The following is a 10993-nucleotide window of genomic DNA, read 5'->3' on the forward strand; positions in this document are numbered from 1 at the left end:
GGGGTCTATATGGGTGGCGCGACCGATGGTTTCGCGGTCGATATCGCCGAGCTGCGCATTGCCGCAGCAACGTTGCGCGACTCCGCGGAATCGCTACGCCTGCAGGCGCGTCGCATTGACGAGCACATGTTCGGCATCGGCAACGACCAGGCCGGACGGAACTACGCGGAGCACGGCATGACGGTGCATCAAGGTCTCGAGCACCTTGCGGGCTGGCTACGCGACTGGGCCACGGCCACCGCCACCACCGCATCGGGCCTGGATACGGCGGTCGCGGAGTACGAGCGCACCGACCGGGAACGGGCCGAACACAGCCCGCGGTAGTGGTCGAAATCGATGCGTGCGGGTGGCTCACATGCCGCTCGCGTGAAGTTGGTATGCGTGCCGAATGGGCGAAATCGTTTGGCATGGCGAACGGCATGGGGCGGTCGGAGTGCTACCTGCGTCGGGCCGGTGCGCATGTCGAACGAGTAGCGCGCGGTCGTGCCGATGGGGCTGCGCTGGAATCAGATCGCCCGTGGCTGGCTGTAGCAGATGGACCGGAGAGACATGGCGGGATATCAGGGGGGGACTGTGACTTTCGATCCGGCGGGGAGGTCCGTCGACGAGATCCTGGATTATGGGGCGGTCGGGCTCGAGTACTGGGAGCGGTTCCTTCCGCTGTACGAGCGGGCCTTCGGTGCGCTGCCCGGTATCGGGACGCGGGAACTGCAAGCTCGGTACGACGAACAGCGTGGGCTCGATCTCGAGAAACTCGATGCGGCACGGAATGCGCTTGCCGATGCGGTCATCGGGGCCGAGCGGCAGTGGATGGCTCAGCTGGGCGTCGCGCGGCGGCTGCCGGATATCTGGGCGGGACGCGGTGGCGCGGCCGCCCGCGAGGTGGTCGACGGTCAGCAGCGGAGAGCGCGCCGTGATCTCGATATCGCGCGGGCCGTGGTGGCGGCCATCGACGGCGTACTCGATCCGCTGCGGCAGGCGGTGTTCACGAAAGCCGTTCGGACGGTCGGGCTGCTCGAACGGCGCGGGGACGACAGCACCGCCGTCGCCATCGGCGGCAAGTCGCCCGGCGATATCGAGGCCATGCTCGACGCCGCGGACGATGCCGCCACCGACTGGCTGCGTACCACCTTCAAACCGGACGTGGAGCGCAAACACGCCAAGTTCACGGCCATGTGCGCGGATACCGACCACATCGTCGTCGACAACTATCGCACCGTCACCACCGCCATGGCGGCACTCCTGGACAGCCCCTACCCCCGCCCCGTCGCACCTTTCGATCCGCCGCTGCCCGCGAACGAAACCGCAACAGCACCAACGCAACCCGCGGACGCGGTCGCCCCGGGGGCCGAAGAGGGAACGACTCCCGCCACGGCTGGCTCGTCCGCGAGTCCACCCGGTACGCCACCGGCAGGGGCCGCACCTCCGGGTGCCTCCTCGAGTTCGGCGACCGATGCGTCTTCTGGTGGGTGGTCGAGCCCGTCGACCGGTGCATCTGCTGGTGCCCCGCCGATTTCGCCGAGCACCGCACCTCCAGGTGCGCCCTCGAGCACACCGAACGTCTCGTCTCCCGGTGCGCTCTCGAGCCCTGCGACAGTCACGACTTCCGGTGCCCAGCCGAACCCGGCGACCGCTCCTGTTTCCGGTGGCCAACCGCATCCGGCAACCGCAGCCGCTCCCGGTGCCTCGCCGAACCCGTCAACCTTTACACCCGCCGGTGCCGCACCGTCCGCCTGGGCGGGCACTCCGACGGAACCTCCGTCCGCCTCGGTCGGCGCCGGCCGCACCGCTCCCACACTCGGGCAGCCCGCGCTGGGCGGGCACGCGCAGCCGCTCGGCACGGACACCACCGACCACCCGCCATCGGGCACCTGGTCCGATATTCTTCCGGGCGAAGGCACCGGCGCACACTCGGATCCGCTGCCGCTCGGTTCCCTGCTCGCGGGCGCGGGTTCCGCACTCACCGAACTCCTCGGCCACCTCACAGCGGGCCTCCAAACCGGCGTCGAATCCGCCCTCGGCAGTCTGAGCGACCTGACGAATCCGAACCGTTCCGACGATCCGGCAACGGAACCCGGCACCGACGAAGGCACCGACCAGGGTGACCGCGATTCCACCCCCGGCACCGACCAACCAGCCGGAAGAGCCGATTTCGAGCTGGGCGAGCACGACCTCACCATCGAGCAGACCACAAACGGCACCCTGAGCGTCGCCCTCACCGACCCGTCCGGAGCCACGACCACTTTCACTCTCCACCTGAACGAACACGGCATACCGATCCTCACCGCCGAAACCGAAACCCCCGCCGCGCCCCCGAAACCCGATACCCCACAGCCTGATTCGCCTGGCTCTGATCCCACCGCACCCGACAGCTCACCCCAGCCGTCGCCGTACGCTCCATCCGCACCGAATCCCGGCGAGACGTCGAACGCACCGAGCAATCCACCCGACAACTCCACACCACCCGACTGCCCGCCCCCCGCTCCCGAATGCACCGAGCCGCCCACCCCGGCCTCGGAAAGCCCATCGGTTTGCCGCACTCCGGACCGGGACGCCCCGGACCAAGGTGCTCCGGCTGCGGGTGCTCCGGATGTGGGTGCGCCGGATCGAGATGCCCCGGATGAGAGTGCGCCGGGCCAGGACGTCCCGCATCAGGACAACCCCGAACACGTTCCCCCACAGCAAGACTCCCCGATACCTCCGGGACCTCCGGATGCCCCTTCCCCCGACTTGCCGATCCCAGACCTGCCCGGAACCGACTCGCCGCCCACCTACCCGGGCATACCACCCCTGGACCGGCAATCGTCCCCAGACATCGGGGCGACCGGTGTCCCGGTGCAACCGATCCCACCGCTCCCGGATACGCCCACGCCTTGATCTGCCACACCACTCCGGCGCACGCGTGCCGGATTCGTCGAGTTCGGCGCGTGCGGTGTTGGGCAACGGAGTTAGGTCCGGGTTTCAATCGCTTTCCGGATCAGCGCCCGACCAGGTTCGCCGTAGAGGGCCTGTTCGGACAGCAACGCGAACAGCTTGGCATAGAGCGCTATCTCGCGCGGCTGGTTGATTCTCAACTCCGCGCTCACCGTCTCAACCAGCACCAACCGGTTGTCGTACATGACGAAGCCATTGATGGCTGGACCATCCAGGGCCGCCTGTTCGGGCACGATCCCGAGCACCAGTCGTGGCAAGGACATCGTCGCGAGGAGGTATTCCAGCTGCCCCAGCATGATCGATTCGTTTCCGACCGTGGTCTGAAGAGCTTGTTCGGCGATGACGAACGAAAACCTGCGATTGCCGTGGTGCAGAATCTTCTGGCGTTCGACACGGGCCTCGACTCCATCGTCCAGATCGTCGGGAATTCCGTAGAACTTGATCATTTTACGGAGCACCGCCTCGATGTATCCGGGAGTCTGCAACAGGCCCGGAATGAGAAGTGGCTCGTACCAATACAATCGAGTGGCCGCCTGTGCGACCCGGTCCAACCTGCGCTGGTGCCGACGCGTGCCGATCCCGAGCGCTCGTCGCCACTCCATATAGGCGGCTTCGATGTTCCGCAACGTCGCGATCAAATCGGGTAGCTGATCACAGCTGCCCGTGTGGTCACACCAGGTTCGAAGATCTTCCTCCGTGGGAGTCTGCCGACCGTACTCCAGCTTGCTGATCTTCGACTCCGGCCAATTCGCCGATCTCGCCAGCGCGCGGCCGGTCAATCCGGCATCACGGCGAAGCTCCCGGAGCCGTAGCCCGAGAGCTTGCCGTTGTTCGTGTACAGCGCTGGTCATTGTGTCTGGAGAGCGGCGTAATCGGCATACGGCACAGCCGCCGACCAGACGTAGTCTCGAACCTCCTGACAGTGAGCAATGATCCGCGGGTCGTGCGTAACCGCCGCGCCAGCGAACCGGCCACTCGCCTCGAACGTTGTGAAGATCACGGTCTCATCGTCCAATAGCCACCAGTCGTCGGTTGACAATCGGCGTGAGTCGGCCAGATGTCTCGCCAGGTACCGAACGTCCTCGCCAGCAGCGACGTTGTTCACTGTGATCTCCAGCATCCACCGCTGGTAGTCCGTCATCGGAACCGTGACTACTCGTGCCCGACGCATTACCGCCCCCCGGGCGGTGAAGTCCCGCACCAGGTTCAGCCAATCCTGGAACCAGGCGAAATCGTCCGCCGGGCCACCGGTCAGCCAGTTGCGGTACGGCTCATCCCCATCTGGCGACTCATAGTCGTCCTGTAGCTCGAGGTGGAAGGCTTCGCGCCGACTGCTCCGGATCAGGTCGTCGAATGCGTCACCCTGTAACAGCTTCACCGTAGAATCTCCAATCCCTCCTGGGCACTTCTACTGCCGCCTCATTCGGTGCTATTTCCAGCTGCGCCAGTATGTTCGGGTCCGTGACCGGCGTGCCGCTCAACAGGAAGGTGCCTCTTCCGCTGTCGACGAGCGGAGAGCCGAGATAGGTCTCCGGATCGGTGTAACCCAGTAGCACATGGGGGATTTCGACAGTTCCGGAAGTGTTTGTGCGCCACCCCTGCGCTACAAAGCTGTCTTCGGTCTCGTACAGCGTCGGACAGGTATTGCCCGGCGAGCCGTTCCTACCCAGAAACCGTAACCGCTTGCTCATGATCCAGTCCTCCCACTCGAGCGCGTGGCGGGTTTGTCACGCCTCACCAACGGTCCCGGTCAGGGACCGATTCCGGAGCTGAACGACATTCAGCTAGAAAACCCGAGAAAACTTCTGGAGTCGTCGATTGTCGCCCACATAGCGTCTTTCTCAGGCGCTCGGAGGCGGTGCGGTCATCCCGCCCCCGGTCGCCGACCACCATCGAACCAAGGGGAGCGGGATGGCCATGCGGACCAGGCTCGGAGAGTTCCCCGGCGGCGTGCTGGAGATCAATGCCTACGATGATGACCCCGTCGATGGGCATCCAGGGGTGCATCTGGAGATCTACCACGCCGCCGACGACGCAGAGGAAGGCACCGAGATGCGTTATCGGGCAACGGCTATCGGGTATCTGCGGACCGATGTGTCCGGTGCGGCGCAGTTCCGGGACGAGAGCCGGATCCGCGAGTTGGCGGCTCGCCTCGGTTACGACTTCGCCGACATGATCGTCTACGACCCGAAATTCGGGCGGCCACCGCTGGCGCGGCTGAAGGCGCAGGCCACCCGGCTGGACGCCGCAGCCGTCATCGTCCCCGGGCCTCAGCACTTCGAGGGCGGACACATCCCTGAGTCGCTGATCGGACAGCTGGATGTCATCACCGTGACGCCGGAAGAAGTCTGCGCGCGCCGCGCCATGTCGCCGGATCTGCCGAGGCAGGGCGTCCAGGGGCAGAGCGGCGCGGCATCCTGAAGTCCGCCGCGATGACCGGGCTAGCCGCGCTCCGAGGTGGGTGTCCGGGCTTTCGGGGCGGGAGCGTTCATGCTGGCCGCCACCGCACGGCGACTGGCGGATGGCGGCGCGCGGGTGGCGCTGCTCGGCAGCCGCGAGGACCGGCTCGCGGAACTGGCGGGGAAGATCGGAGCGTCGGCATTGGCCGTGCCCGCGGATGTCACCGATCAGCGGTCACTGCGCGATGCCGCGCAGACGGTGCGGGCGGCCCTCGGGCCGGTCGATCTGGTGGTCGCGAATGCCGGCGTCATGCTGGGCGCGCCGTTCGAGGCGGGCCATGCCGACGAATGGGATCGGATGGTCGGCACCAATATCAATGGGTTGCTCGGGTGAACATCGCCGAGATGATCGTCGTGCCCACCCCGCAGGGCTGGGTATCCGCGAGAGCGGTTGCGGTGGAGTTACTTTCGCAGCGCCTGCACCAGTTGCAGGAGGGGGAGCTTCTGCGGTTCCGGCTCCGGTTCCTCCTCGACCGCGTGCGGGTCCACCAGTTCGGTGTGCGGGATGATCGCTTCGGGGTCGGCGAAGAGTTTGTAGGTCTTGTCGCCGAGCAGGGTGTAGTTGAGGTAGCCGACCAGCAGGGCGCGGGTGAGGCGTTCGGTTTTCGGTTCGTGCTTGCCCGCGCCGAGGGCGGCCAGGGCGCGGCGGCCCTCGACAATGCCGTTGTGCGTGGCCTTCTCCACCGAGCGCAGGATGGCGGGGCCACCCCAGGCGGCGGCCAGCGGGATGGCGTTGGAGCTGACCGAGTCGATGTCGGCGGCTCCGGCCAGAACCAGTGCGGGGGTGTCGATACTCGGGGCCAGCGCCTCACCCGACGGGGCGGTCGGCGCGGGGTAGAGGGCGGCCACGGCGGCGACCGCGCGTTGGGAGGCGGCGATGGTGGCCGCTCCGGCACCCATTCCGTGCCCGGCCAGGGCCAGTTTGTCGGGATGCACGCTGATGTCCCCGCCACCCAGACGCACACCGGTGCAGATGTCGAGGGTGGTGAGCAGATCGGTGGCCAGGTTCAGATGCGAGGGGATCGGTCCGCGTTCGGTGTCTGGTGCGGCCGCGACGTATCCCCACGACGCCAGATGCTCGAGCAGGCGTCGGTAGTTCCCGGCTCCGGTCAACCACCCGTGCCCGAAGGCCACCGCGGGTAGGTTCAACCCCTTCTCCGGGGTGAACACCACCCCGGGCTGCCCGGCGATACCGAGATTGCCGCGCAGCACCGTGTGCGGACCCTTCGCGGTCAAGGTGCTCATAAGCGATTTCACTGACGCCGACACGCAGACGAACTTAGCGCTTTCTCGATCCGCACGCTGCCGCCCACGCGTGTCGCACCTCCGGCCGCGACGCCTACGTGCGAAAACACGGTATGACGAATGCCGGAGCGCAGCTCGCGGATGCCGCGCTCACGGCCCGGACCCACCGGCGCTGCGGTCGGCGCGACATTGTCTCCGCGCCCGCCGTACCTGCTCGCGGCAGGCCGCGTTGCCGGGTGCGGATTGTCCGACGCCGTGGAGCCGCGGGTCGCGTCTCCTGGTGCGGACTGCCTGGCGCCGTGGAGCCGCGGGTCGCGTCGCAGGGGGGACCGCCCGACGCCGCGGAAAAGTCATGGCCCGCCCGGTCGAGCCGCGATCTTCGGAGGACCGTTCATCGTTCTCGCCGGTGTGAACCGCGACTCGCCGCGACATGCACGGAGGAATCGGACGAACCGCCGAGGCGGGCGCTCGCAGGGGTGTCGAAGGGGCGAACCACCGGGCGAAGTGCCCCGCCCCAACCCAGTACTCTGAGGCCCCATGTGCGGAATCGTGGGGTACGTGGGGTACCGGGACGCCCTCGCTGTGGTGGTGGACGCATTGCGCCGCATGGAGTATCGCGGCTACGACTCCGCGGGGGTCGCCATCCTGGACGGAATGGGCGGCCTCGCGGTGGAGCGCAAGGCCGGGCGGCTCGCCAACCTGGAGGCGGAACTGGCCGCGGCCGGGCCGGAACGATTCAGCGGAACCACCGGTATGGGGCACACCCGCTGGGCCACGCACGGCGCGCCGACCGACCGCAACGCCCACCCGCACCGCGACCACGACGGTCGGGTGGCCGTCGTGCACAACGGCATCATCGAGAACTTCGCGCCGCTGCGCCGCGAACTCGAGGACGCCGGAGTGGAACTGCGCAGCGACACCGACACCGAGGTCGCGGTGCATCTGGTGTCCCGCGCCTATGCCGTCGGCGAGACCGCGGGGGACTTCGTCGCCAGCGCGCTGGCCGTGGTGCGCCGCCTCGAAGGTGCGTTCACCCTGGTCTTCACGCACGCCGACCATCCGGGCACGATCGTGGCCGCGCGCCGCTCGACCCCGCTGGTGGTCGGGGTCGGGCAGGGGGAGATGTTCATCGCCTCCGATGTCACCGCCTTCATCGAACACACCCGCGAGGCGGTCGAGCTCGGCCAGGACCAGGCCGTCGTCATCACCGCCGACAGCTACACCGTCACCGACTTCCACGGTGCCGTCGATGGGGTGCGCACCCGGCCCTTCACCATCGACTGGGATCTCGCCGCCGCCGAGAAGGGCGGGCACGACTACTTCATGCTCAAGGAGATCGAGGAGCAGCCCGCGGGCGTGGCCGACACCCTCATCGGCCACTTCGCCGACGGGCGGATCGTGCTCGACGAACAGCGCCTCGTCGACCAGGAGTTGCGCGAGGTCGACAAGGTATTCGTAGTCGCCTGCGGCAGCTCGTATCACGCCGGGCTGCTCGCCAAGTACGCCATCGAACACTGGACCCGGCTGCCGGTGGAAGTGGAGCTGGCCAGCGAATTCCGTTACCGCGACCCGGTTCTGGACCGCTCCACCCTCGTGGTCGCCATCTCCCAGTCCGGGGAGACCGCCGACACCTTGGAGGCGGTGCGGCACGCCAAGGATCAGAAGGCGCGCGTGCTCGCCATCTGCAATACCAATGGCGCGCAGATCCCCCGCGAATCCGACGCCGTGCTCTACACCCGCACCGGGCCGGAGATCGGCGTCGCCTCCACCAAGGCGTTCCTGGCGCAGATCACCGCCAACTACCTGGTGGGCCTGGCGCTGGCGCAGGCGCGCGGCACCAAATATCCGGACGAGGTGGCGCGGGAGTTCGAAGAACTCGAGGCCATGCCGAAGCTCGTCGAGCGGGTCCTGGAGACCGCGCCGCAGGTGCGCGCCATCGCCCGCCAGCTGGCCGGGGAGTCGACGGTACTGTTCCTCGGCCGCCACGTCGGATATCCCGTGGCACTCGAAGGTGCCTTGAAACTCAAGGAATTGGCGTACATCCACGCCGAGGGTTTCGCCGCGGGCGAGCTCAAGCACGGCCCGATCGCCCTGATCGAAGAGGGGCTGCCGGTGATCGTCATCATGCCCTCACCCAAGGGCCGGGCGGTGCTGCACGCCAAGCTGCTCAGCAATATTCGTGAGATCCAGGCGCGTGGCGCCCGCACCATCGTGATCGCCGAGGAGGGTGACGACACGGTGCGGCCGTTCGCCGATCACCTCATCGAAATCCCTTCCGCGCCAACGCTGTACCAGCCCCTGCTGGCGACCGTCCCGCTTCAGGTGTTCGCCGCCGAGATCGCCATGGCACGCGGCTACGACGTCGACAAGCCCCGCAACCTCGCCAAGTCCGTCACCGTCGAATAGATCGGCGCGGCCCGTCTACTCGACGGTCACGGTGCCCTTCATCTCCGGATGCAGCGGGCACAGATAGCGGTACGTGCCGGGCACGGTGAAGGTGTAGCTCCACTCGCCCTTGGTGAGGATCGGGCTGTTGATGCCCATGGCGGCGTCGCCGATGCCCTGCACCGAATGCGGTACGCGGTCGGAGAATTTCCAGGTGACGGTGTCGCCCGCCGCGATGGTGATATCGGCGGGGGAGAACGTCATATCCGTGACGGTCACGATGGTGCTGGCGGGCGTCCGCGGTCCGGAGGTGGTCGGGGTCGCGGAGTTCGACGCGGTGGAAGTCGGCGTGCCGTCGGCATTCTCGCCGTTCGAACCGCACCCGGTGGCGACCAGTACACCCGCCACGGCGAACACGCTGATCAGGACACGTACGGACCTACCTCGGGAACCAGTCGACATGCTCGCCAGCCTAGTCTCCGCCGGTAGCCGACCATTCGCGGCCGTACCGACCGGCGACGCCTCCGCCCCCACCGGACCCGCGGTCGGCGCGCTCGCCTGCTGTTCATGATCAAGGGGAACTGGTGGCGGCATCGTGCGAGTAGTCCACACCATGGATTCCCCCTCGCCGGATTCCGGGCCGATGCGGGGCCGGCGATGCGGGAGAGGGCGGATATCGTTGGTCCCGACGGCGGCTCGAGTGGGGATTGGAGGCGACCTGTGCGCGGATATTTCACGGCCGACGAGGTGCGGGCGGCGGAGGCGGAGCTGTTCACCCGGGTGCCCGCCGGAATGCCGATGCGGCGGGCCGCGTTCGGGCTCGCCGACGTGGTCGCGCGGGAATTGCGGGAGCGGACCGGTGGGGTCGCGGGGCGGACCGTGACGCTGCTCGTCGGATCCGGGGACAATGGCGGCGATGCGCTGTGGGCCGGATCCATGCTGCGGCGGCGCGGCGTGGCGGTGCACGCGGTACTGCTGTCACCGGAGCGGGTGCACCGGGAGGGTCTTGCCGCGCTGCGGCGCACCGGCGGCGGGGTCCGTGAAGAGCTGGGGACGCCGGATCTGGTGGTCGACGGCATCGTCGGCATTTCCGGTAAGGGCGCGCTGCGGCCGCGGGCGGCGGAACTCGTTGCCGCCGTCCAGGTTCCGATCATCGCCGCCGATCTGCCCAGTGGAGTGGACGCCGACACCGGGGCGATCTCCGGCCCGGCGGTCCGCGCCGATGTGACGGTGACCTTCGGCGCGTACAAGCCGGTGCATGCGCTCGCGGCAGCCCATTGCGGTCGAATCGTGCTGGTGCCCATCGGATTACGGTTGCCGAAACCGAATCTCGCGGCGCTGGAACCGGAATCCGTGGGAGCGGACTGGCCGGTGCCGGGGGCAGCCGACGACAAGTACACACAGGGCGTGACCGGTGTCTGCGCGGGCAGCGCGACCTATCCGGGTGCGGCCGTGCTGTGTACCGGGGCCGCGGTCGCCGCCACCTCGGGCATGGTGCGCTACGCCGGAACCGGATCCGAGCAGGTGCTCGCGCACTGTCCGGAGGTGATCGCGGCGCCCTCGGTGAAGGAGACCGGACGGGTGCAGTCCTGGGTGTTCGGTCCCGGCGCGGGCACCGACGCCGCCGCGCGCGACCGGCTCGCCGAAATCCTCGCCACCGATCTCCCGGTGGTGGTCGACGCCGACGGCCTCACCCTGCTCGCCCAGGATCCGAGCCTGGTCACCGGCCGCACCGCCCCCACGGTGCTGACCCCGCACGCGGGCGAGTTCGCCCGCCTCACCGGCGCGGACCCGTCGCCCGACCGGGTCGCCGCCGTCCGGGAACTCGCGGACTCCTGGCAGGTCACCGTCCTGCTCAAGGGCCGCGCCACCCTGGTCGCCGCCCCCGGCCGCCCGGTCCTGGTCAACGAGGCGGGCGGATCCTGGGCCGCCACCGCCGGTTCCGGCGACGTGCTCTCCGGCATCATCGG

The 10993-nt window shown here is 68.2% G+C and carries 11 protein-coding genes; 6 read left to right on the forward strand and 5 right to left on the reverse strand.

What is annotated here, in order from left to right; all coding sequences use genetic code 11:
* The coding region (locus QK444_RS23140; protein ID WP_282783605.1) for a hypothetical protein at nucleotides 1–324 on the forward strand (324 nt) is incomplete at its 5' end.
* Nucleotides 325–573: 249 nt separating this feature from the next.
* Entirely contained in the window at nucleotides 574–2877 is a 2304-nt protein-coding gene (locus QK444_RS23145; RefSeq protein ID WP_282783607.1) for a hypothetical protein, read from the forward strand.
* Nucleotides 2878–2948: 71 nt separating this feature from the next.
* Here the strand turns inward: QK444_RS23145 and QK444_RS23150 are convergent, their stop codons facing one another.
* Genes QK444_RS23150 through QK444_RS23160 form a run of 3 tightly spaced genes read right to left on the reverse strand, consistent with a single transcriptional unit; the run spans nucleotide 2949 to nucleotide 4625 of the window.
* The gene (locus tag QK444_RS23150; protein ID WP_282783609.1) at nucleotides 2949–3785 is read right to left on the reverse strand and encodes a helix-turn-helix transcriptional regulator; all 837 of its coding nucleotides are present in this window, start codon (nucleotides 3783–3785) and stop codon (nucleotides 2949–2951) included.
* Nucleotides 3782–4312, reverse strand: coding sequence for a DUF6879 family protein (locus tag QK444_RS23155; RefSeq protein WP_282783611.1), 531 nt, complete (start codon nucleotides 4310–4312; stop codon nucleotides 3782–3784). The genes QK444_RS23150 and QK444_RS23155 overlap by 4 nt, the downstream gene beginning before the upstream one ends.
* The gene (locus tag QK444_RS23160; RefSeq protein ID WP_282783613.1) at nucleotides 4293–4625 is read right to left on the reverse strand and encodes a hypothetical protein; all 333 of its coding nucleotides are present in this window, start codon (nucleotides 4623–4625) and stop codon (nucleotides 4293–4295) included. The genes QK444_RS23155 and QK444_RS23160 overlap by 20 nt, the downstream gene beginning before the upstream one ends.
* Nucleotides 4626–4851: 226 nt before the next feature.
* Between QK444_RS23160 and QK444_RS23165 the strand changes: the two genes are divergently transcribed.
* Both QK444_RS23165 and QK444_RS23170 read left to right on the forward strand, forming a co-directional pair.
* On the forward strand, nucleotides 4852–5355 hold the full coding sequence (locus QK444_RS23165) for a hypothetical protein (protein WP_282783614.1): 504 nt from the start codon (nucleotides 4852–4854) through the stop codon (nucleotides 5353–5355).
* A 69-nt stretch (nucleotides 5356–5424) separates the two neighbouring features.
* A complete protein-coding gene (locus tag QK444_RS23170) occupies nucleotides 5425–5727 on the forward strand; it encodes an SDR family NAD(P)-dependent oxidoreductase (RefSeq protein ID WP_282783616.1) in 303 nt (100 codons plus the stop codon).
* A 68-nt stretch (nucleotides 5728–5795) separates the two neighbouring features.
* Here the strand turns inward: QK444_RS23170 and QK444_RS23175 are convergent, their stop codons facing one another.
* Entirely contained in the window at nucleotides 5796–6662 is an 867-nt protein-coding gene (locus QK444_RS23175; RefSeq protein ID WP_282783618.1) for a dienelactone hydrolase family protein, read from the reverse strand.
* Nucleotides 6663–7175: 513 nt separating this feature from the next.
* Between QK444_RS23175 and glmS the strand changes: the two genes are divergently transcribed.
* Nucleotides 7176–9044 (forward strand): glutamine--fructose-6-phosphate transaminase (isomerizing), encoded by a 1869-nt coding sequence (glmS, locus tag QK444_RS23180; RefSeq protein ID WP_282783620.1) that lies wholly within the window; start codon nucleotides 7176–7178, stop codon nucleotides 9042–9044.
* Between the two features lie 15 nt (nucleotides 9045–9059).
* On the opposite strand, the gene QK444_RS23185 is transcribed toward glmS, so the two are convergent.
* Nucleotides 9060–9485, reverse strand: a complete 426-nt coding sequence (locus QK444_RS23185) for a plastocyanin/azurin family copper-binding protein (RefSeq protein ID WP_143982720.1) — start codon at nucleotides 9483–9485, stop codon at nucleotides 9060–9062.
* Between the two features lie 258 nt (nucleotides 9486–9743).
* Between QK444_RS23185 and QK444_RS23190 the strand changes: the two genes are divergently transcribed.
* On the forward strand, nucleotides 9744–10993 hold a 1250-nt coding region (locus QK444_RS23190), incomplete at its 3' end, for a bifunctional ADP-dependent NAD(P)H-hydrate dehydratase/NAD(P)H-hydrate epimerase (RefSeq protein WP_282783623.1).

This window comes from Nocardia sp. CC201C, from assembly GCF_030010695.1.
GTDB lineage: Bacteria > Actinomycetota > Actinomycetes > Mycobacteriales > Mycobacteriaceae > Nocardia > Nocardia otitidiscaviarum.